The organism is Sphingomonas sp. 77B (genome assembly GCF_056497825.1).
Genome location: NZ_JBWMBY010000001.1, coordinates 695,396 through 715,817, shown reverse-complemented (window position 1 = coordinate 715,817; position 20,422 = coordinate 695,396). Strand labels below are relative to the sequence as shown.

At 62.9% G+C, this 20,422-nt stretch carries 19 protein-coding genes and 1 pseudogene; 12 read left to right on the top strand and 8 right to left on the bottom strand.

Features of this window, described 5'->3' with window-relative positions; genetic code table 11:
- Positions 1-113 precede the first annotated feature (113 nt).
- Positions 114-371, bottom strand: coding sequence for a hypothetical protein (locus AC1GI4_RS03310; protein WP_479628541.1), 258 nt, complete (start codon positions 369-371; stop codon positions 114-116).
- A 29-nt stretch (positions 372-400) separates the two neighbouring features.
- On the opposite strand from AC1GI4_RS03310, the pseudogene AC1GI4_RS03305 reads away from it, so the two are divergent.
- From AC1GI4_RS03305 to AC1GI4_RS03275, 7 genes and pseudogenes are all read left to right on the top strand, one after another.
- Positions 401-550: pseudogene (locus AC1GI4_RS03305) on the top strand (IS5/IS1182 family transposase); the annotation flags it as partial.
- A gap of 200 nt (positions 551-750) precedes the next feature.
- Positions 751-1,080 carry a hypothetical protein gene (locus tag AC1GI4_RS03300; protein WP_479628540.1) on the top strand — a complete coding sequence of 110 codons (330 nt, stop codon included), beginning with the start codon at positions 751-753 and terminating at the stop codon, positions 1,078-1,080.
- Between the two features lie 209 nt (positions 1,081-1,289).
- Positions 1,290-4,301, top strand: a complete 3,012-nt coding sequence (locus AC1GI4_RS03295) for a BPTD_3080 family restriction endonuclease (protein ID WP_479628539.1) — start codon at positions 1,290-1,292, stop codon at positions 4,299-4,301.
- Positions 4,277-5,053, top strand: a complete 777-nt coding sequence (locus tag AC1GI4_RS03290) for a hypothetical protein (RefSeq protein WP_479628538.1) — start codon at positions 4,277-4,279, stop codon at positions 5,051-5,053. The genes AC1GI4_RS03295 and AC1GI4_RS03290 overlap by 25 nt, the downstream gene beginning before the upstream one ends.
- Positions 5,053-7,962 carry a site-specific DNA-methyltransferase gene (locus tag AC1GI4_RS03285; RefSeq protein WP_479628537.1) on the top strand — a complete coding sequence of 970 codons (2,910 nt, stop codon included), beginning with the start codon at positions 5,053-5,055 and terminating at the stop codon, positions 7,960-7,962. Before AC1GI4_RS03290 ends, AC1GI4_RS03285 begins: the two co-directional genes overlap by 1 nt.
- Before the next feature lie 480 nt (positions 7,963-8,442).
- On the top strand, positions 8,443-10,497 hold the full coding sequence (locus AC1GI4_RS03280; protein ID WP_479628536.1) for a 3'-5' exonuclease: 2,055 nt from the start codon (positions 8,443-8,445) through the stop codon (positions 10,495-10,497).
- 9 nt (positions 10,498-10,506) lie between these two features.
- On the top strand, positions 10,507-11,409 hold the full coding sequence (locus tag AC1GI4_RS03275; RefSeq protein ID WP_479628535.1) for an HNH endonuclease: 903 nt from the start codon (positions 10,507-10,509) through the stop codon (positions 11,407-11,409).
- A gap of 343 nt (positions 11,410-11,752) precedes the next feature.
- Here AC1GI4_RS03275 and AC1GI4_RS03270 read toward each other — a convergent pair whose 3' ends face one another.
- Both AC1GI4_RS03270 and AC1GI4_RS03265 read right to left on the bottom strand, forming a co-directional pair.
- Complete coding sequence (locus AC1GI4_RS03270; RefSeq protein WP_479628534.1) at positions 11,753-12,898, bottom strand: metallophosphoesterase; 1,146 nt, start codon at positions 12,896-12,898, stop codon at positions 11,753-11,755.
- Between the two features lie 231 nt (positions 12,899-13,129).
- On the bottom strand, positions 13,130-13,864 hold the full coding sequence (locus tag AC1GI4_RS03265; RefSeq protein WP_479628533.1) for a 3-oxoacyl-ACP reductase family protein: 735 nt from the start codon (positions 13,862-13,864) through the stop codon (positions 13,130-13,132).
- A gap of 131 nt (positions 13,865-13,995) precedes the next feature.
- Here AC1GI4_RS03265 and AC1GI4_RS03260 point away from each other — a divergent pair, with 131 nt between their 5' ends.
- Positions 13,996-14,307: an ArsR/SmtB family transcription factor gene (locus AC1GI4_RS03260; RefSeq protein ID WP_479628532.1), complete on the top strand. Its 312-nt coding sequence runs from the start codon at positions 13,996-13,998 to the stop codon at positions 14,305-14,307.
- On the opposite strand, the gene AC1GI4_RS03255 is transcribed toward AC1GI4_RS03260, so the two are convergent.
- Positions 14,308-15,174, bottom strand: a complete 867-nt coding sequence (locus AC1GI4_RS03255; protein WP_479628531.1) for an aldo/keto reductase family oxidoreductase — start codon at positions 15,172-15,174, stop codon at positions 14,308-14,310.
- Positions 15,175-15,263: 89 nt separating this feature from the next.
- On the opposite strand from AC1GI4_RS03255, the gene AC1GI4_RS03250 reads away from it, so the two are divergent.
- On the top strand, positions 15,264-16,160 hold the full coding sequence (locus AC1GI4_RS03250; RefSeq protein WP_479628530.1) for a LysR family transcriptional regulator: 897 nt from the start codon (positions 15,264-15,266) through the stop codon (positions 16,158-16,160).
- On the opposite strand, the gene AC1GI4_RS03245 is transcribed toward AC1GI4_RS03250, so the two are convergent.
- Positions 16,157-16,987 carry an aldo/keto reductase gene (locus AC1GI4_RS03245; RefSeq protein WP_479628529.1) on the bottom strand — a complete coding sequence of 277 codons (831 nt, stop codon included), beginning with the start codon at positions 16,985-16,987 and terminating at the stop codon, positions 16,157-16,159. The two genes, AC1GI4_RS03250 and AC1GI4_RS03245, sit on opposite strands and share 4 nt — an antisense overlap.
- 108 nt (positions 16,988-17,095) lie before the next feature.
- Positions 17,096-17,377: a DUF427 domain-containing protein gene (locus AC1GI4_RS03240; RefSeq protein WP_294269380.1), complete on the bottom strand. Its 282-nt coding sequence runs from the start codon at positions 17,375-17,377 to the stop codon at positions 17,096-17,098.
- Between the two features lie 218 nt (positions 17,378-17,595).
- Between AC1GI4_RS03240 and AC1GI4_RS03235 the strand changes: the two genes are divergently transcribed.
- Together AC1GI4_RS03235 and AC1GI4_RS03230 are read left to right on the top strand one after the other, a co-directional pair.
- Complete coding sequence (locus AC1GI4_RS03235; RefSeq protein ID WP_294269383.1) at positions 17,596-17,778, top strand: hypothetical protein; 183 nt, start codon at positions 17,596-17,598, stop codon at positions 17,776-17,778.
- A gap of 5 nt (positions 17,779-17,783) precedes the next feature.
- A complete protein-coding gene (locus tag AC1GI4_RS03230) occupies positions 17,784-18,428 on the top strand; it encodes a UPF0149 family protein (protein ID WP_294269386.1) in 645 nt (214 codons plus the stop codon).
- Between the two features lie 119 nt (positions 18,429-18,547).
- Here the strand turns inward: AC1GI4_RS03230 and AC1GI4_RS03225 are convergent, their stop codons facing one another.
- Together AC1GI4_RS03225 and AC1GI4_RS03220 are read right to left on the bottom strand one after the other, a co-directional pair.
- Complete coding sequence (locus AC1GI4_RS03225) at positions 18,548-18,946, bottom strand: VOC family protein (protein ID WP_479628528.1); 399 nt, start codon at positions 18,944-18,946, stop codon at positions 18,548-18,550.
- Positions 18,947-19,011: 65 nt separating this feature from the next.
- Positions 19,012-19,728, bottom strand: a complete 717-nt coding sequence (locus AC1GI4_RS03220; RefSeq protein WP_479628527.1) for a glutathione S-transferase family protein — start codon at positions 19,726-19,728, stop codon at positions 19,012-19,014.
- Positions 19,729-19,762: 34 nt separating this feature from the next.
- Between AC1GI4_RS03220 and AC1GI4_RS03215 the strand changes: the two genes are divergently transcribed.
- The gene (locus AC1GI4_RS03215) at positions 19,763-20,398 is read left to right on the top strand and encodes a TetR/AcrR family transcriptional regulator (RefSeq protein WP_479628526.1); all 636 of its coding nucleotides are present in this window, start codon (positions 19,763-19,765) and stop codon (positions 20,396-20,398) included.
- The last annotated feature ends 24 nt before the right edge of the window (positions 20,399-20,422 follow it).

Genomic DNA, 20,422 nt, shown 5'->3' with positions numbered 1-20,422 from the left:
CCGGGCTCCGGCGGTATCAAACAAAGTATGACATTAGGAGGGTAGAAAGATGCCGCGGGTGTCGAACGTTGAGTCATTCACAATGCATGACATTTCCTCAATCACTCTATCTATTAGTCGCAAAACATTGCCAAATTAAGCCAGTCCTGACCTAATGAAGAGCGCGGCACCATCAGCACCTTACCCTGTTCACTGGTCGACAACGCTACAACGCTTCGCGGCATGAACGCCTTGATCGCCGCCCCCGGCGTCGTGCCGTAAGTACTTACCGCCGCAACGATCTCGCGCAGCACCGTATCGGGCGCGGCGGTGTCGAAGATGATCGCGACGCCGCCTGCGCCATCGTCAACGATGCGGGTGATCAAAACCATTTAAGGCGTCCATCCTGCGTCGCTGACTGTGGCTCAAGCACCTGGTCGGCGATGAAACCCACGATCGTACCAAGCTGCTGGATGCGGCCGCTATGCGCGACTTCACCGCCGAGATCATCCGGCGGTTGGACGAGGTCTCTGGGTTCGAGGTGCTGCCACGGCGCTGCGTCGTCGAGCGCATGGCTCGTCATCGCATCCATCACGCGAATGACCTAACGTATTGCAAAGCTCCAATTATGAGTCGGCCTTCTAGGCTGGATGACGCGCTGGTTGAGGCTTGTCCGCGACAATTAGAAGCGCCTCGACGTGCCGGAGGTGATGATCCATTTTGCCATGGCAGCAACCTGTTCCGGCGGCTCGCTCCTTGAACGGATATGCCATGCAGACGCCCGAAATTTTCACTACCGATAACGGCTTTGCTATCATCACGGCCAAAGAAACTGATGCCGTGTCCTTGGACGAGGTGCGCGCGATCGTAGCCTATAAGCTCGACGAACTTACGACCGATCTTGTCTGCTGCGACGTCGTGACGGGGGCAGCCGACGGTGAGCAGATACGCACCATACACGAAGAATTGCTCGGCTTCGACACAGCTATGAAGGTTTTCGAGGCCTTACCCGGTTTCGACCGCCAATGGCGCGACGTGGTGGCTCTCCCACCCTCCGCCACGAACCGAACTGTCATCTACGACCGGGCTGCATGCGCCTGATCTATTCTCTAACGGACTCTTAGATGGGGTAGACAGGCCTTGCAGCATGGAGATCGGAACCCGATCTGACGATGCCAAATAATTAAGCTCGCGCTGATGATCGCTCGACCTATTGGTTTGTGGCGTCAAGACCTTGACGCCGGCCCGCAAGTGGAACCATGCAAGAGTGATCACGGGGCATACCGAAAAGCGATACGGGTGACGGCGAAATGAGTGACATTTTTTTTCAATCGCCGATCCTCAATTCGCCGTACGACGAACCAAGTAAACATTGGGAATTGGATGATAGCGGTCAGCCGACCAGCGTCATTGTGCCGCGTCGTCGGCAAAGCGCGCTGATCTCGCCTATTCCCAAGGCGCGAACGGTACGCGGTAGAGCCGTTCAACCGGATTTACTCTCAGACGAGAGCGGCCAGGAGTATAATCCTACTGAAGTAATCAACGGTATTCGCTCGGCGGTGGATAGCTGGCGCAAGCTGCACGAGAGTCAGTGGCAAGTCACGCCTACGACTGCACGTCTCCTCCGCCACTGGCGAGCGCATGATTTTGCCAATCAGCGCCCTTTTTTCTGTCAAGTCGAGGCAGTGGAAACGGTGATCTGGCTGACCGAGGTCGCGCCTCGATCATCCTCCCAAGGCCGACGTTTTTGGACCCATCTGGAAGCCGCTAACCTCTCATCAAATCCAGAGTTGATGCGCATGGCGCTGAAGCTCGCCACCGGCGCTGGCAAGACGACGGTGATGGCGATGCTGATCGCGTGGCAGACGTTAAACGCCGTCCGCCACCCTAATGCGAAGCGCTTCTCGAAAGGGTTTCTGGTCGTCGCGCCGGGCATAACGATCAAGGACCGCCTGCGCGTTCTCCAGCCCAATGATCCAGATAGCTATTACAGAAATCGCGAGATTGTACCCGAGGACATGCTGCTTGACCTTGGCCGTGCCAAGATCGTGATTACCAACTATCACGCCTTTAAAAAGAAGGACGAGGTGCCGCTTAATAAGGTCCAGCAGGCCGCGCTGCGTACCCGTCCGAAGCCCGAAAGCGACGGCGCGATGATCCGCCGTGTCGCGGGCGAGTTGATGGGTCTCAAAAACATCGTCGTCCTCAATGACGAAGCGCATCACTGCTATCGCGAACGTCCGCTAACGGCGGAAGAGCAAAAGTTGCTGAAGGGCGACGAGCTCGTTGCCGCCAAGGAAGCCAATGAAGCCGCGCGCCTTTGGATTTCAGGCATCGAGGCGGTGAAGCGCGAACTGGGCGTGTCGATGGTTTATGACCTGTCCGCAACACCCTTCTTCCTGCGCGGCTCGGGCTATCGCGAGGGGTCGCTCTTCGGCTGGGTGATATCCGACTTTAGCCTAATGGACGCAATCGAGTGCGGGATCGTTAAACTGCCACGCGTACCGGTGATGGATAATGTTCCTGGCGGCGATACGCCGATGTTTCGCAACCTGTGGGACCATGTCGGGAAGCACCTGCCGAAGAAGGGACGCGGCAACGCAAAGGGCCTGGATCCGCAGAAGCTGCCCAATGAGCTGTTGACCGCAATCGACGCACTCTACGGTCACTATGCCAAAACATATGCGATCTGGAAGGAAGCTGGTGTCGGTGTCGACCCGGTCTTCATCGTGGTATGCAACAACACGGCGACCTCGAAACTAGTCCACGATTATATCGCGGGTTACACGATCGAGGATGCGGACGGTAATGTGACCGCGATCAAGGGCAAATGCCCGTTGTTCTGGAATTTTGATCCAGAAGGGTCCGCGCTGCCCCGTATGCGCACGTTGTTGATCGACAGCCAGCAATTGGAAAGCGGCGAGGCGATCAGCACCGATTTTCGCGATGCCGCCAGCGAGGAGATAGCCCGCTTCAAGGACGAATTGATCCAGCGCACTGGTGACCGTGCCGCAGCTGAAAAGGTCGATGACGCCGCCATCCTTCGCGAGGTGATGAACACCGTTGGCCGAAAGGGGCAGCTCGGCGAAGGCATCCGCTGCGTGGTTTCGGTGTCGATGCTGACCGAAGGCTGGGACGCTAATACCGTCACTCATGTGCTCGGCATCCGGGCCTTCGGTACCCAGCTGCTGTGTGAACAGGTTATCGGTCGTGCTCTACGGCGCCAATCCTATCAGCTCCAAACAGAGGGACCGGACGCGGGTAAGTTCCAAGTAGAATATGCCGACGTGCTCGGCATTCCCTTCGACTTCACCGCCCAGCCGGTCGTGTCGAAGCCCTCGCCGCCAGAGAATATGGAACGTGTCCATGCGATCAGCCCGGCGCGCGACGCATCTGAAATCCGCTATCCACGCGTTGAAGGGTATCGCACCGAACTACCCAGTGAAAAGCTGACTGCCAGTTTCACCGATGATTCGACGCTGGAACTCACGCCCGAGTTAGTCGGCGCGACCGAGACGATCAATTCCGGCATCATCGGCGAATCTGCTGACCTGACCATCGCCCACCTGGCTGATACCCGCGCCGCGACGATCCACCTCAAGCTTGCGGAATGGTTGGTGAAGCGCAGGATGACCAATGCTGGGGATCGACCGAATATTGGTCTGATCCTGCAGGCTAAGTCGATCGTCCGACAATGGATGACCGACCACCTCGTGCTGGCGGGCGGCACACAGCCCGCGAAGCTGCTCTATTACAACATTGCTGACCGCGTCGCCGACCGCCTCATGTCGGCGATTACGCGCGGGCAGGAGGGCGGTGGTCGCGTAATTGCTATGCTCGATCCCTATAATCGCGAGGGCAGCACCCGCCACGTCAGCTTCATGACGAGCAAGGATCGGTATGCGACCAGCGAGCGATGTCATATCAACTATGCGGTGATCGACAGCGATTGGGAGGCGGAGTTCTGCCGCGTTGCCGATCAGCATATCCGCGTGCTCGCCTGGGTGAAGAACCACAATCTCGGCTTCGAGGTGCCCTACAGCGCTGGTGGCGAGGCGCGCCGATATCGCCCGGACTTCATCTTGCGTATCAACGACGGTCATGGACCGGAGGACCCGCTCAACCTGGTCGTCGAGATTAAGGGCGCGCGCGATGAGGACGACAAGGACAAGGCCGAAACGATGCGCACGCTTTGGGTGCCGGGCGTCAACGCGCTGGGCGAACATGGCCGCTGGGGCTTCGCCGAGTTCACTGACGTTTGGACCATTGCCACCGAGTTCGCAGCGAAGGTTGAGGCATGGCTGGATGGCGTGGCGGCATGAGTGCGGCTGCGCACTATTCATTCGCGCTCGCCTATCAGTGGTGGCTGAATTGCGATTCGTATTATGTCGCGGAGCTTGCAGGCAGACAGGCGCTCAATGCCGGCTGGGTGCGCGATATCGGCGAAACCTATTTGGTGAATCGAACCATCGCGAAAGGTGCCGAGGACGTTTTCGCGCAGCTCATCCTGCATTCGGGCCAAGGCAGCGATATGGCTATCTCTGAACGCGCGATCAGGTTGTCACTGGCGCTTGAGCGGCACGCCGATCTAAAAGCTGATACTCCAGCGTCCGCTGCCAGTAAGGTCAGTTGGTTCGTCTGGCCGCGTGGCTGGACCATGTATGACCGTTATGCGGCGAAAGCGGTGGTGGGGACGCCCGCCGAAAGCGGCCTCGCCAAAATGGAGCGGTTTTACGCAGCTCTGGCGATGCGCGGGTGGGACGATGCGCTGCGACAGCTTCGCAATGTCATGTCTGAATTCGGCTGCCCCGCGTTGTTGGCGGAGCGCACGTTGGACAAGTACCTGTTTCTCGAAGGTTCGGGCGCCGCGGAGGGAGGAACGGCGATTCGTCGGATCGACGGTTTTCTCAACGCGCTGCCTGGCGATCACCGGGACACGATTAATCGGGCTGGTGAGGCAGTGGCATCGATCCTCGAACCATCGCGCCTGCTTCACCGTGAAACCCGGACCGATCGCATCGAGCTGAAGAAGCAGCTCGATGCGCTGAGAGTTTTGAAAAGAGAGATCGCCTAATGGCTAAGAAGTCGCTTACCGTCGACACGCTCACTCACAACGAGGCGTCGCGCAAGAATGCGCCGACGGCGGAGCTGGAGGCGTTCGTCCCGCCCGCGGTGAAGACGCCGATCCGCGCCGCCTATGAACGGCGCAATCCGGATCTTGACCCGCAGCTGGTGTGGCGCGGCAAGGATGTGGCGGACTGGTCCGATCTGATCGTCGAGGCGCCGCCGCTCTACATCCAGGAGAAGATCCACCCCAAGGCGCTCATCGAGGACCTGAAGCGCGCAAGCGAACGCCGTCGCGAGCCCGAGGCGGCGCCGGACCTGTTCGCCGATTTCAACGGCATCGAGCCGGACCAGCGCACTGAATTCTACGAACATGACCAGCACTGGTCGAACCGGATGATCCTGGGCGACGGGTTGAAGGTGACGGCAAGCCTGGCCGAGCGCGAAGGGCTGAAGGGCCAGGTGCAGTGCATCTATATCGATCCGCCCTATGGCATCAAATTCAACTCAAACTTCCAGTGGAGCACCACCAGCCGCGACGTGAAGGACGGCAAAGCCGATCATTTCAGCCGCGAGCCCGAACAGGTGAAAGCGTTCCGCGACACCTGGGCGGACGGCATCCACAGCTATCTCACCTACCTCCGCGACCGGCTAACCGTGGCGCGCGACCTGCTGACCGAAAGCGGCAGCATCTTCGTCCAGATCGGCGACGAGAATGTGCACCGCGTGCGAGCGCTGATGGACGAGGTGTTTGGGGACGAGAACTTCTGCGGGCAGATTATGGTGGCAAAGACAGCAGGGGCCACCTCTGAACACCTTGCCCCAATCTCGGATTACATTCTCTGGTATGCTCGCTCGATCCAATCAGTGAAATACAGGCAATTGTATCTCGACAAAGACTTCGAGAGCGGTGGCGGCGAGTATCGGTCGGTGTTGCTCGCAGACGGTCAGACCCGCCCTGCGTCCCCGTCTGAATTGAAAGGCGATCTCCCAGAAGGAGCCAAGCTGTTCCGTCCTAGCGCCACCACGTCTCAGCGCCCCCCTGGGTCCGATCCGTTCGAATATCAGGGGGTAACATACACGCCGAACAAATCTCAGTATTGGAAAACAAGCGTCGATGGCCTCACCCGGCTCGGGAAGGCGGGGCGCATCATTCCTCGTAAAACATCCGTGTCATACCTCCGCACGCTGTCCGATTACCCTGTGATGGACATCAACAATGTCTGGACTGATTTGCGTTGGGGATTTGATGCATCCGAAAAACGGTATGTCGTCGAAACTAATTCGCGGGTTGTCGGTCGCTGCATCCTAATGACCACAGACCCCGGCGATCTCGTACTCGACCCCACCTGCGGATCGGGCACCACCGCCTATGTCGCCGAGCAATGGGGCCGCCGCTGGATCACCATCGACACCAGCCGTGTCGCGCTGGCGCTGGCCCGTGCGCGGATCATGGGCGCGCGCTATCCCTGGTATCTGCTCGCCGACAGCCGTGACGGGCAGCTGAAGGAGGCGGAGGTCACCCGCAGCGTGCCGCGCGACACACCCACCTATGGCCGCATCCGCCAGGGCTTCGTCTACAAGCGCGTGCCGCACATCACGCTGAAGTCGATCGCTAACAACGTCGAGATAGACACGATCTGGGCCGCTTGGCAGGAAAAACTGGAGCCGCTGCGCGAAGCGATCAACGCCGCGCTTGGCACCAGCTGGAAGGAGTGGGAAATCCCGCGTGAACTGAGCGAGCAGCAGAACGCAGCTCCAGCCTCCAATGCTATCGTCGGCAGCCTGCCGTTCACGCTCGCAGAAGCGTGGGAACAGGCCCACGCCACCTCTGCGGCTCGCCTTCGGCCGGGCACGCCCCCGGCCACGGCGGCAGGACTCCACGCCACGTGGTGGGCGCTACGCATCGGCCGCCAGAAGGAGATCGACGCCTCGATCGCCGCCAAGGCGGAGACCGAATATCTCTACGACCAGCCCTATGAGGACAAGGGCCGCGTGCGCGTCGCCGGGCCGTTCACGGTCGAGAGCCTGTCGCCGCACCGCGTGCCCGCCGTCGACATCGACGACAGCCTGTTCGACGAGCTGGAGGCTGCCGAGGGCCGCCGCCAGAAGAACGCCGCCGCGGCGGAAAGCGCCGACTTCGCAGAGATGGTGCTGGAGAACCTCAAGCGCTCTGGCGTGCAGCAGGCGCACAAGGCCGATCGGCTGGTCTTCTCCTCGCTCAAGCCCTGGCCGGGCAAGTTCGTCTGCGCCGAGGGCGCGGTGCGCCAGGCGAGCGAAGGCGAAGGCGATACGCTGGCCGACAGCCCCACGCGCCGCGCCGCCATCCTGGTCGGCCCCGAATATGGCACCGTCTCCCGCGCCGACCTCACCGCCGCTGCGCGCGAGGCGATGGAGGCGGGTTTCGACTTGCTGATCGCCGTCTCGTTCAACTTCGACGCCCATGCCAGCGAGTTCGACCGGATGGGCGCGCTCACCGTGCTGCAGGCGCGGATCAACCCGGACCTGCACATGCCGGACCTCGCCAATACCGGCGCCGGCAACCTGTTCACCGTGTTTGGCGAGCCGGACATCCAGGTGCACGACGAGGGCGATGGCTGCATCAGCATCGAGCTGGCCGGCGTCGACATGTACAAGGGCGGCGAGATCGTCGCGAGCGACCCGGACGACATCGCCGTTTGGTTCATCGACACGGACTATAACTACGAGAGCTTCTTCGTCCGCCACGCTTATTTCCCGGGCGCCAACGATCCCTACAAGGCGCTGAAGACCACGCTGAAGGCGGAGATCGATAGCGACTCCTGGGAAAGCCTGAAGCGCACCCGCTCGCGGCCCTTCCCACGGCCGAAGGGCGGGCGTGTCGCGGTGAAGGTGATCAACCACCTCGGGGACGAGGTGATGAAGGTGGTGGGGGTTTAAAGAATGAGCGCCATTCCTTTCGGCAGAAAAATCCCGTATTTAGAAGGAAAAAGATGCTTCAGCTGCAACGCTGCGCTTGATGAAGGTCACGGCTACCATCACGATCACGTATTGGATTACTTTCGAGACTACATCAATTCTCTAAATTTGTCGCACCGAGACACTCAAATAGTCATTGAATATTTTGTGAAATCGGCTATTCGATACATGAGGTTTCGCACTTGTGCAATTTGCTCTGACTGTAACGCAAAAGACGGTCACCTCAAGAGTTCGGACTGCCTAGCGGGTCACCCCGCCGTTATAAACAAGTATTTTTCGTGTAAAGCTGCAGAGCTATATCAACTTGTTTCACCAAGTATGAAATCTTTGAAGCGGCGTATTACTTATGGAAAGAAGCTCTCCAGGAAGTATGAGCGCGATTTGCAGCGCAGAATGAATTTTGGAAAGAGGCGCATCGACTGCATTGTGGCGCGGTTGTAAATGCTTCTCTATGCATCCACCTTCACAAAAGCACTCGATCGCCTGACCGCTGCCGAGCAGAAGCAGGTGAAGATCACCGCCTTCGACCTTGCGCAGGACGAAGGCGGCAACGGGCTGCAATTGCACCGTGTGGAGGCCGCCCCCGGCTTTTGGACCGCCCGCGTCAGCCAGGACATCCGCGTCGTCCTGCACAAGGAAGGCGAGCGGACGCTGCTCGCCTGGGTGGGGCATCATGACGATGCCTATCGCTGGGCCGAGCGGCGGCGGCTGGTGCCGCATGAACGCACCGGGGCGATGCAGCTGGTCGAAATTGTCGAGCGCGCCGAAGAGCGTCTCGTTTACACCGAGAGGGCTGACGATGCCGCTCCTGCGCCCGCCGCGGCGCATCGCCCCTTCGCCATGCTCTCCGACGACGATCTACTCAACGTCGGCGTGCCGCGCGACTGGCTGGAGGCGGTGCGCGCAGCGGACGAGGCGAGCGTCGACGGCCTGTTCGCCGCGCTGCCGGACGAAGCGGCAGAGGCGCTGCTCGACCATGCCACCGGCGGGCGGCTGCAGGACCATGTCGCGATGCGGGCGCTGCCGGGCGCCGATCCCTTCGCGCATCCGGACGCGCAGCGGCGCTTCCGCGCGGTGGACGGGCTTGAGGAGCTCAAGGCCGCGCTCGATGCGCCTTTCGCGCAATGGGCGGTGTTCCTTCATCCGGCGCAGCGGGCGCCGGTGACGCGCGACTGGAAGGGGCCGGCACGGGTCTCCGGCTCGGCGGGTACCGGCAAGACGATCGTCGCCCTGCACCGCGCGGTGCATCTGGCCGAGCCGGCCGAGGCACGGGTGCTGCTCACCACCTTCTCGAAGCCGCTAGCCGCCAGCCTCGCCGACAAGGCCGCGCTGATGACAGAGGCGCGCCCGGCGCTGCGCCAGCGGCTGTCTGTGTGCGCGATCGATCAGGCGGCGTACGAGCTGTACACCAACGCCTTCGGCCAGCAGCCGAACCTGGCGACCGCGAGCCAGGTCCGCGCCGCGATTAAGGCGGCGGTCGATGCCGGGCATGGCAGCGGGCACGGCCCGGCGTTCCTGTACGAGGAATGGGACGAGCTGGTCGACGCCTGGGGGCTGCACGACGCCGAAGCCTATGCCGCGGTTCCCCGGATCGGCCGCCGGACCCGGCTGGGCCCGAAGCAGCGCGAAAGCGCCTGGGCGGTGTTCGCCTACGTTCGCGATCGGCTGGCAGCGCGCGGCGTCGTGACGACCGCCGATGTCTATGTCCGGCTGACCCGCTGGGTCGCCGAGGGCGGCGCGCTGCCTTTCACCCATGTAGTGGTGGACGAGGCGCAAGATTTGTCGGTTGCGCAGGCGCGCTTTCTGGCGGCTGTAGGGCAGGCGGGCAGCGCCGATGCGCTGTTCTTCACCGGCGATCTGGGCCAGCGCATCTTCCATCTGCCCTTCTCCTGGGCAAAGCTGGGCCTCGACGTACGCGGCCGGGCGCAGGTGCTCAAAGTCTGCTACCGCACCTCGCACCAGATCCGCCGCGCGGCCGATCGTCTGCTCGCCCCGGACATCGCGGATCAGGATGGTATCGAGGAAAGCCGGCGCGGCACCGTCTCGGTGTTCGATGGGCCGGAGCCAATCGTACAGCTGTTCGACGACTCTGATGCGGAAACAGGTGCGGTGGCGGCTTGGCTGTCGGGGCTCGTGGCCGAGGGGATGGCAGAAGACGAACTGGCGATCCTAGTCCGCGGTGAAGCGCAACTGGCGCGGGGCCGGGCTGCGGCGAAGGCAGCGGGCGTGGCCGCACCCGTTATTGCGATGCACGACGCCAAGGGCCTGGAGTTTCGCGCGGTCGCAGTAATGGCGCTGGACGAGGATGTGTTGCCCGATGCCGAGCGACTGACCGGCATTGGTGACCTTGCCGATCTGGAAGCGATCCAGGATGCGGAGCGGCACCTTCTGTATGTTGCGGCGACCCGCGGGCGGGACCGGCTGATGCTGTCCGGCGTGGCGCCGGGCTCGGAATTCCTCGATGACCTGCTGAATGCGGGTCCGGCGGGCCGATAAAGGATCTCCATGGCTTTTGGCGTTTTTATCCACCGCTCGGATTCGATTTACGACGACACGCCGGCCGAGCGGTACCAGTTCCCGCCCCAATATCTCAGCCGTGCCCGCGCCTGCATCGGCGACTGGATCGTCTATTACGAACCGCGCAAAGTGCCGAACACGCGCGGGTATTTCGCTGTGGCGCGGGTGGAACGCATCGTCCCCGATCCCAGCGCGCCGGGCATGTATCTCGCCCTGATCGAGCCCGGCAGCTATCTCGATTTTGCGAGCCCGGTCCCGTTCGCCGATGCTGACGGCGCGGTGATCGAGCAGGGTGTGCTCAACGAGGCCGGCCGCATCTCCGGCCGTGCCCAGGCTGCCGTCCGCGGCCTGTCGCCGTCTGACTTCAACCGCATCGTCGAGGCCGGACTGGCCGAGTCGGATCCGCTACTGCCTCGCATCGGAATCGAGGAAACGGCGTCCGTCGTCCGCGAAGAGCGCACGCCGTTCGGCTTCGACGAAGTTCGCGAGCGAGTCGACATGCTGGTATCGCGCGTGGTTCGCGACCGCGTCTTCCGGCGGATCGTCCTGCGGGCATATGACGAGCGCTGCGCCGTCACTGGCCTGAAGCTGATCAACGGCGGCGGCCGCGCGGAGGTAGAAGCGGCACACATCCGGCCAGTCGAGGCCAATGGACCGGACATCCTCAGTAACGGCCTGGCGCTGTCCGGTACGGCGCACTGGATGTTCGACCGCGGCCTCATCGGCCTAAGCGACGACATGCACATCCTAGTTTCCCGACAGGCCAACGATCCGGACAGCATCCGATCGATCATTAACACGAGCGGGCAGGCGATCGTGCCGACGCGGGTTGGAGAGCAGCCGCATCCGCAATTCTTACGATGGCATCGGGAGCATTGCTTCAAGCTCTGAAGAAATCAAACTGCGTAACAGACGCGGTGGATTTGTGCGAGAAAACTGACCAGTTGGCGGCAAGTTTGCTTAAGCTTTGACAGGCGACTGTGCCTTGGCGGCCGCTGGCAGCGGCCAGACTGATGGCCAGCCGCATAGGGCACGGGATAGCGAGGCCAATTAACGATGCCTGCGGCGCCCACGTAGGGCTACCGACTTGCGCCTTTGTACCCCCTATTGTACCCCTCGCTGCGCAACTCGCTGACAGACGGGCTGCGCGGCGACGCGAAATCAATGACTTAGTGCGCGGAAGAAATAGGTCAGGAATCCTGTCTTCCCGATATTAATGCCCAATCCTGCAAACTTATCTCATCGGCCGCAACGTGAACCGCGTGATTTCGGACGGCACGCCCAACCGGAGCGCGAAGCCGGGCCACAGGCCGGTGCCGTTGCTGACGTAGAGCGTCATGCCGCCGACTTCGTACTGTCCCGACACGAACCCGGCATTGGCCTGCGCGACGATCCGGTCGAGCCCGGCGATCATGCCGCCATGGGTGTGTCCGGACAGTTGAAGCGCGACACCGCGTGCGGCGGCATCGCGTGCCTTTCCGGGTTGATGGTCGAGAAGAAGGATCGGCGCCTTGGCGGGTGCACCTCTCAGCGCGAGGGCAAGGTCGGGCCCGGGCTCGCCGACGCTCGGTGCCGACAGGTCGGTGACACCGGCGACGATCAACTCGTCGCCGCCGCGTTCGATCGCCGCATGCGCATTAGGCAACATGCGGAAACCCATGCCCGAGAGGTGACGCATCCAGGCGCCGTAATCGAAGAAATATTCGTGGTTGCCTGGGATTGCGTAGACTCCGTCTGGTGCACGCAGCTGCCGCAGTGGCGCGATATCATGGCGACGCATTTCGACCGACCCGTCGATGAAGTCGCCGGTCACCACGATCAGGTCCGCGCCGGACGCATTGGTTCGATCGACGACTGCCTGCGCCCAACGGGACGTGAAGAGGCGGCTGATATGCAAGTCGGTAAGTTGGACGACCCGATATCCGTCGAAGGATGGCGGAAGGTCGCGGATCGCCACCGTCACGTCCTTGATCGGCGGAACGCGCAGCGCGTTGGCGACCCCGATCCCGGCCAGCACCGCGGCCAAGCCGGCAATGGTGTAGCGCAGCGCGTCTGGTTCCCGGATCGCCTCCCGCCGCACCACCACGGTCAACAGTGCTCCCACGTCGATCACCAGTTGGAGCAATGCAAGCAGAAGCAGCGCGCCGAACGCCCAGTTGAAGAGGATCACGACCAGACGCGGGAACTCGGGCGCGAAGACCGAGCCCGACGACAATCGACTCCAGAAATGGAACTGCGACGCCGCAAGCATCAGGATGCCTGTGGGAATCTTGGCCCAGAGCGGCAACGGCAAGGGCCAGAGCCAGCGCGCCAGGACGATCAGCGTCGGTACGGCAAAGACGACATTGAAGATGGGACGCGCTCCGGCTTTTGCAGGCAATGTCGCCTATAAACGAGGCGCACGCCGTACGTGTCCGCCACATGCCACGGGGGAGGGGGCTTGGATATGATTTCGACGCGGCCCGCCGTCGCAATGACAGGGGCGCGTGTCGAAATCCCATGACCTCGGTCATCACCGCGAGGGACGGGCGAGTATCGGGTACAGGCGTCCGCGTCATACTCGCCCGTGCTTCAGCGGGTCCCAACTATCGAGGCTGGGCGACCACCGCTCTCAAGCTGTTGCACCGCCATCGATGTTGAGAGTCGTACCGGTGATGTAGCTTGCATCCGGCCCGGCCAAGAACGCGACCGCGCCCGCGATCTCCTCGACCTTGCCATAGCGGCCGAGCGGGATCGCCTGCAGCACCTGTCCGGCGAATTCGCTGTCGGCGGGGTTCATGTCGGTGTTGATCGGCCCCGGCTGCACGGTGTTGACCAGGATATTGCGCGGGGCGAGGTCCTTGGCCCAGCCCCGGGCCAACGCCGCGACCGCCGCTTTAGTCGCGCTGTAGACGGTGGTCGCGGGGAAGGCCATTTCGCCCGAGATGCTGCCAATCAGGATGATCCGGCCGCCGTCGCGCAGATGCGGCAGCGCTGCGCGGGTGCCGACGTGCAGGCCCTTCACATTGACGCCGAACTGACGATCGTACGTCTCGTCGGTATCCTCGGCGATCGAAGAGAATTCGGCCACGCCGGCATTGTGGACCAGGATGTCGATCCCGCCCAAAGCGGCGGCGGCCTGTTCGACACCCGCCCGCTGCGAGGCGGGATCGGCGGCGTTTGCCTGGAAGGCGAAGGCGGTGCCGCCCGCACTCTCGATCGCTGACACGGTAGCGTCGGCGGCGGCTTTGTTGCCAGCATAAGTAATTGCCACAGTCGCGCCATCCGCCGCCAGCCGCTTGGCGATGGCCGAGCCGATGCCGCGCGATCCGCCGGTGACAAGCGCTGTCCTGCCCTGAATCGACATACATAGTCTCCCAAAATGCTGGCCCGCGATCACGCCATCGTGCGCTGTCGGCAGGCGGTAAATGGGATGACGCTTCAACAGTTCAAGAATACCGAACTATTAAAATGGAGGTGGTGCCCTATATGGGTTGTATGGCCCGCTTCACTCACCCCCGGCTGGAGGACGTTCCGCTCGATCTGGCGCTGCACGCGCTGGCCGATCCCAATCGGCTGGCCATGGTGGCGCGGCTCGCCGAGACCGAACGGCTGAGCTGCACCGATGCCGCGCCGTGCGAGTCCATTCCGAAGAGCACGCTGTCCAACCATCTGAAGCTGCTGCGCGCGGCGGGACTGATCGAGACGACGCAGGCTGGCCGTGAAATGATCAACACGCTGCGCCGCGCCGAATTCGAGCGGCGGTTTCCCGGTCTGCTCGACGCGGTGCTCGCCAACCAACCGGCCTGATCACCCGCTGATCGCATCGAGTTCGGCCACCGCATCCTCCGGCAGCGTCAGCGATGCCGCGGCGAGGTTCTCGTGGAGATGCGCGACCGACGAGGTGCCCGGGATCAGCAGGATGTTGGGCGAGCGCTGGAGCAACCAGGCGAGCGCCACCTGCATCGGCGTGGCCTTGAGCCGCGCCGCCACGTCGGAGAGTGCCGCCGACTGGAGCGGGCTGAACCCGCCAAGCGGGAAGAAGGGGACATAGGCGATACCCTCCGCCGCCAGCGCGTCGATAAAGGCATCGTCGTCGCGGTGGGCGAGGTTGTACTGGTTCTGCACGCAGACGATCGCGGCGATGTCGCGGGCTTCCTCGAACTGTGTCGGCGTCACGTTGCTGAGGCCGATATGCCGCACCAGCCCCTGGCGCTGGAGATCCGCCACCGCGTTTAGCGGCGCGGCGAGCGATCCTGCGGCGGGCCCGTGGACATCGAACATCAGGCGTAGATTGACGACGTCGAGCGTCTCGAGCCCGAGGTTCGTCAGATTGTCCTCGACCGCACGGGCCAGCTCGTCCGCCGCGAACGCGGGCAGCCAGGATGCATCGTCACCACGCCGCGCACCGATTTTGGTGACGATCAGCAGGTCGTCGGGGTAGGGGGACAGCGCCTCGCGGATCAGCCGGTTGGTGACGTGCGGGCCATAGAAGTCGCTGGTGTCGATGTGGTTGACCCCAGCCTCGACAGCGGCGCGAAGCACGGCGAGCGCCGCATCATGGTCGCGCGGCGGGCCGAACACGCCGGGACCGGTGAGCTGCATCGCGCCATAGCCGAGCCGCCTCACGGCGCGTCCGGCGAAGGAATAGGTGCCTGCCTGATCGATCGTCATCATCTTATCTCCTGTGCTGGCACCGAGATACGGCTTGCGGATCATAGCGATAAGCCGGAGTGATCCGCACGGGCTGTACGGAAAACCGAACGATGAAGGCTGACCTTGCCGATCTCAATGCGTTCCTGGCGGTCGCGCAGGCGCGGGGGTTCCGCGACGCTGCGCGCACCGTCGGGTCGAGCGCCTCGACGCTGAGCGAAGCGGTAAGGCGGTTGGAGGCGCGGTTGGGCGTCCGGCTGCTCCATCGCACCACGCGCAGCGTCGTACCGACCGAGGCGGGGACCCGGCTGATCGAACGTCTGGCACCAGCGCTGGGTGAGGTGGAGGCGGCGCTTGATGTCGTGAATCTGTTCCGCGACCGGCCGGCGGGGACGCTCAAGCTCAACGTGCCGGTCAGCGCGACGCGGCTGGTGCTGCCGGCAATCCTGCCCGGCTTTCTCGCCGCCTATCCAGATATTCAGGTCGAGATCGTCGCCGAGGATGGTTTCGTCGATATGGTGGCATCGGGCTGCGATGCGGGCATCCGCTATGACGAGCGGTTGGAGCAGGACATGATCGCGGTGCCGATCGGCCCGCGCGTTCAGTGCTTCGCGACGGCGGCGGCACCGGCGTATCTCGATGCGCGCGGGCGGCCGGACCACCCGCGCGACCTGCTCGACCATGCCTGTCTGCGCGGCCGGTTCAGCAGCGGTGCGCTCACCAGCCCGTGGGAGTTCGAGCGCGATGGTGAGATCGTACGGATAGAGCCGCAAGGGCCGTTGATCGCCGGTGTCGCCGGTGCGGTGGAATTGCTGGTCGATGTGGCGGTGGCGGGCGGAGGGATCATCTACCTGTTCGAGGACTGGCTCGCGCCAGCGTTGGGAAGCGGCGCGCTCGAACCGGTGCTGCCCGACTGGTGGCAGTCCTTTTCCGGCCCGTTCCTCTATTATTCCGGTCGCCGTCTCGTGCCGCCGCCGCTGCGCGCGTTCCTCGACTTCATCCGCGGTTAGAGCATCGCGAGCGGTTCGGGGGCGCGTGGCGGCGGGAACAGGTCGTCGAGGCGTCGTAGCTCGGCTTCGGATAGTGTGAGGTCCAACGCCGCCCGGTTGTCCCGCACATGGGAGACGGACCCGGCCTTGGGGATGGGGAGGATGCCGTCCCGCGTCAGCAGCCAGGCGAGAGCGAGTTGCGCGGGCGTGGCGTCGCACTCGCCAGCCATTTGGACAAGGCCGGGATGGGCCACCAGGCGGCCTTGCTCCACCGGGCTGTAGGCCATGACCGGCATCTGATGCTGCGCGAGCCATGGGATCAGATCATATTCGGGGCCGCGCCGGGTAAGATTGTAGAGGATCTGGTCGGTCTGACATCCTTCGCCGCCACTGGCGACGAGTTCCGCCATATCGTCAACGTCGAGGTTGCTGACGCCCCAGCGCAAGATCTTGCCCGTCGCGACCAGCCGATCCATTGCCTCGACCGTCTCGGCCAGCGGCACGTTGCCGCGCCAGTGCAGCAAGTACAGGTCGAGCCGGTCGGTACCCAGCCGGTCGAGGCTCGCCTCGCAAGCTCGCGGCAATCGGTCGCGCGAGGCATTCTGGGGATAGGCCTTGCTGACGAGGAACACCTCGTCGCGCACCCCCGCGATCGCCTCGCCGACCAGACGTTCGGACTCGCCATCGGCATACATCTCGGCGGTGTCGATCAGGGTCAGGCCGAGCGACAGCCCCTCGCGCAGCGCAGCGATCTCGTCCGACCGACGGGCGGGATCTTCCGCCATCATCCAGCTGCCTTGGCCAAGCGCGGGGACGGTCGTCCCGTCCGGAAAGCGGATCGTTTTCATGGGGCGGTCAACGTTCGACCCGGTGTATCGGGCCAACGTACGATTTTTGACCGACTACACCGACACGGAGGACCATATCGCCGTAAGCAGGATACGGTGCAACTCGGGTCAGCTAACCGTGACCCCCTTCCAGAAGGCGATGCGTCCGCGGATGTTCTCGGCTTCGGGCTTGGGATCGGGATAATACCAGGCGGCGTCGGGATTGTCGGCGCCCGCGACGTTCAGGCTGTAATAATGCGCCGTTCCCTTCCACGGGCAGATGGTCGTCATGCTGCTCGGTCGCAGGAGCGCGGCGTCTACACTCTGCACGGGGAAATAATGGTTGCCCTCGACGATCACCGTATCGTCGCTCTGGGCAATCCGTACGCCGTTCCATCGTGCTTCTACCATCATACGTCTCCTGTCGCGGATGGACGTCGGCATTCGGTCGATATCCGTCAAGGTCAGGTCCGCGCCATTCGGCTTTCGGGGGCAATGAGCGCTATTGGATCAGTTCGCCGTGGCGGGCGGAAGTGTCGACCGATCTTACCTGCAACGCGCTTGCCAGGCGATCGGGCGCTGCCAAATGCGATCGATCCTGTTAACGGACGGTGATGCTCAAGACCCGCATGAAGCGCCTCGCCACCCAGACGGAACTCGACCTTCGGCGCCTTGCCGCCATCGAGGCGGCGGTGGCGGCCTTGGGCGATGATGATCTGCTCGACTTCGCCGACATCTTTATCAGGGGTGATCCGACGCCGCTGCGTGCCATAGCGGAGGAACAGATGCGCCGACGCGGTATCAGCCTGTGAGGAAAATGCCGTCCCGCTTCCGGCGGCTCGATGGCGCGCTGGCGGAACTTCCGGTCGAAGAGCCGATGCTGCTCACCGAACTCGACGGTTTCCTTACCGGGCTTATCGTCTGTCCCGAACCGATCCCCGTCGATGAATGGATGACGGTCATATGGGGCGTCGAGGCCGATGGCGTCCCACCCTTCGAGGACCCGCTCGAAGTGCAATGGTTCGTCAAGGCAGTCGCGGCGCGACGCGACGAGATCGCGCGCGATCTGTCCCGTGGCAAGTTGCAGCCGATCCTCGATGTCGACGAGCGGGATGGCGAGGTTCTGTGGGAATATTGGGTCGACGGCTTTTCCGACGCCATCGCGTTGCGGCCAGACGCCTGGGGCGGGGCGGCCGCCGCTGCCGAATGGACCGATCCATGGCACCGACTTCAAGCGCTGATCGCGATCGCGCGAGGCGAAAGCGAGCTCGACAGCGTCGAAGTCAACGCTTTCCAGGATCGTGCCGTCGCCGAGCTTACGGATACGGTCCAGCGCCTCTACGCGGCGCGTGACCGCGAGGCGACGCCGATCGTCGTGGATGCGATTGCGGCGCCGAAGATCGGCCGCAACGACCCATGTCCTTGCGGATCGGGTAAGAAGCATAAGCATTGCTGCGGTTGACCAGACCCATCGACCTGGCAGGCGGTTTCGCCTGATCCTCATCGCGGCAGATCGACCAAGCGTTGCCCGCCCACGACAGGGACGGGCAACACGGTCAGGCCATTATACGATGCGCCCGATTATTTCGGGAAATGAATCCCACAAAGCTTGTTACCGTCGGGGTCCCGAAAATAGGCGAGTTCGATCGTACCCATGGACGCAGTCTGACGTGGGCCGGGCGGGGCTTCGATCGAGGTGCCGCCATTGGCAACCGCCATATCGTGAAGTTGCTTCACCTGCTCGGGCGAGTTGCACGAAAAGGCGACGGTACTGCCGTTCGCAACGGTCGCCGGTTCGTCGTTAATCGGCTGGCTAACGATGAAGTTGGTCCCGTTGCCATTATTGTAGATGAGCCGGGTATGGCCGCTGTCGGCGATATTCCGCGCAGGTTCGCCGACGCCAAGCGTGCCCAGCACCTTGTCGTAGAAGCGCTTCGATCGCTCGATGTCGTTCGATCCAACCATCGTGTGGAACAGCATTTTTTTCTCTCCGGCTCAGGGTGTCTCTCAAACGCTCACAAACCGCATTTGGGGGCGAGCGGTTGCTACGGGCGGTTATCCAGTTCCGGCACGCCGCTGCTCCGATCGGCATAGGCGGCGAGGAAGGTCGGGCGGCGCTGCCACCGCTGCCAGAACGCATCGATATGTTCATAGCGTTCGTCGAGCGGCATCGCGTTCACCTCGAACTTGGAAAAAGCGATCGCGGTCGCCAGCGTGATGTCCGCAAAGGTCGGCTCCGCACCGCCGAGCAGCCAGTCGCGGCCATCGGCCAGATGCCGGTCGACCAGCGCGGTGTGCGCCAGCGCTTCCTTGCGACAATGCTCGCCCCATGCCGGGTTCGAGGTCAATTCGAGCTTGGGACCAAGTCCCTGGTGCAGGACATGGAACGCGGTGGTGATGCGGTAAAGGATGTGCACCCAGATGCGGTTGTCCCACATGGCGTCGAGCCCTTGCTCCTCGGCCGTCTCGCCCATGATCCGGCGGCCCGGAAACGCCTGGTCGAGATAGCGCACGACCGCGGCGGTTTCGGAGATGAAGCTGCCGTCGGCCAGTTCAAGCGTCGGGGTTTCACCCCACGGGTTCATCTTCAGATGCTTCCACTGCCGCTGCTCGCCCACCGGCGACATATCGTAGACCCGCTCTTCGAAGCGGTCGGCAATGCCCTTTTCGTGGAGGAAGATGCGCAGCCGCTGGGGATTGGGGAACGCCGAGGGGGAGGTGAAGAGGCGAAGCTTCGTGGGGAGCGGCGACTGGAGTGTCATAAATGCACCTACCAAGTGATCGGTAGGAGTGTAAATGCGCGCTTGCGCGATGGGCGTCAAGGTCTATCTACCACTTGGTCGGGTTGGTAACACGGGTGGAGCAGTGGCGGTTTCAACATCCAAGGAGGCAGTGCTCGCCGTGGCGCGGCGGATGGCGATGGCGCGCGGCTATAACGGCCTCAACTTCCGCGACATCGCGGCCGAAGTCGGGATCAAGGCGCCCAGCATCCATCATCATTTCGCGACCAAGGCCGATCTCGGCGCGGCGGTGGCGCGGCGCTATTGGGAAGACACGGTCGCGCAACTCGACGCGATCTCGGGGGAGGCGCCTGACGCGATCACAGCCCTGCGCCGCTACCCGGAGATTTTTCGGGCTTCGCTGTCGAACGACAACCGCATCTGCCTGTCGAGCTTCATGGCGGCGGAATATGACGACCTTCCCGATCCGGTGAAGGCGGAGGTGCAATGCTTTGCCGACGTCAATGTCGCCTGGTTGGGCAAGCTGCTGATCGACGCCAAAATCGTCGAACCCGGTGAAAGCGAAGTCAGGGCACGCGCCATCTATGCAGCGGTCGCGGGCGCCCAACTTTTCGCGAGGGGCCGATCGGACATCGCGCTCTTCGATGCGATGATCACCAGCTACCGCAAGGTCGGGCTCTTACCGGCTTAACGGCTGATGGGAATTGCTGACCAG

Bases quoted from the DNA above. Each gene is read 5' to 3' on its own strand.
- AC1GI4_RS03220 (WP_479628527.1), bottom strand. From the start codon at position 19,728: ATGACACTCCAGTCGCCGCTCCCCACGAAGCTTCGCCTCTTCACCTCC.
- AC1GI4_RS03245 (WP_479628529.1), bottom strand. From the start codon at position 16,987: ATGAAAACGATCCGCTTTCCGGACGGGACGACCGTCCCCGCGCTTGGC.
- AC1GI4_RS03215 (WP_479628526.1), top strand. From the start codon at position 19,763: ATGCGCGCTTGCGCGATGGGCGTCAAGGTCTATCTACCACTTGGTCGG.
- AC1GI4_RS03295 (WP_479628539.1), top strand. From the start codon at position 1,290: ATGAGTGACATTTTTTTTCAATCGCCGATCCTCAATTCGCCGTACGAC.
- AC1GI4_RS03230 (WP_294269386.1), top strand. From the start codon at position 17,784: ATGCCGTCCCGCTTCCGGCGGCTCGATGGCGCGCTGGCGGAACTTCCG.
- AC1GI4_RS03225 (WP_479628528.1), bottom strand. From the start codon at position 18,946: ATGCTGTTCCACACGATGGTTGGATCGAACGACATCGAGCGATCGAAG.
- AC1GI4_RS03285 (WP_479628537.1), top strand. From the start codon at position 5,053: ATGGCTAAGAAGTCGCTTACCGTCGACACGCTCACTCACAACGAGGCG.
- AC1GI4_RS03255 (WP_479628531.1), bottom strand. From the start codon at position 15,174: ATGATGACGATCGATCAGGCAGGCACCTATTCCTTCGCCGGACGCGCC.
- AC1GI4_RS03260 (WP_479628532.1), top strand. From the start codon at position 13,996: ATGGCCCGCTTCACTCACCCCCGGCTGGAGGACGTTCCGCTCGATCTG.
- AC1GI4_RS03290 (WP_479628538.1), top strand. From the start codon at position 4,277: ATGGCTGGATGGCGTGGCGGCATGAGTGCGGCTGCGCACTATTCATTC.
- AC1GI4_RS03265 (WP_479628533.1), bottom strand. From the start codon at position 13,864: ATGTCGATTCAGGGCAGGACAGCGCTTGTCACCGGCGGATCGCGCGGC.
- AC1GI4_RS03275 (WP_479628535.1), top strand. From the start codon at position 10,507: ATGGCTTTTGGCGTTTTTATCCACCGCTCGGATTCGATTTACGACGAC.
- AC1GI4_RS03235 (WP_294269383.1), top strand. From the start codon at position 17,596: ATGAAGCGCCTCGCCACCCAGACGGAACTCGACCTTCGGCGCCTTGCC.
- AC1GI4_RS03300 (WP_479628540.1), top strand. From the start codon at position 751: ATGCAGACGCCCGAAATTTTCACTACCGATAACGGCTTTGCTATCATC.
- AC1GI4_RS03250 (WP_479628530.1), top strand. From the start codon at position 15,264: ATGAAGGCTGACCTTGCCGATCTCAATGCGTTCCTGGCGGTCGCGCAG.
- AC1GI4_RS03310 (WP_479628541.1), bottom strand. From the start codon at position 371: ATGGTTTTGATCACCCGCATCGTTGACGATGGCGCAGGCGGCGTCGCG.
- AC1GI4_RS03240 (WP_294269380.1), bottom strand. From the start codon at position 17,377: ATGGTAGAAGCACGATGGAACGGCGTACGGATTGCCCAGAGCGACGAT.
- AC1GI4_RS03280 (WP_479628536.1), top strand. From the start codon at position 8,443: ATGCTTCTCTATGCATCCACCTTCACAAAAGCACTCGATCGCCTGACC.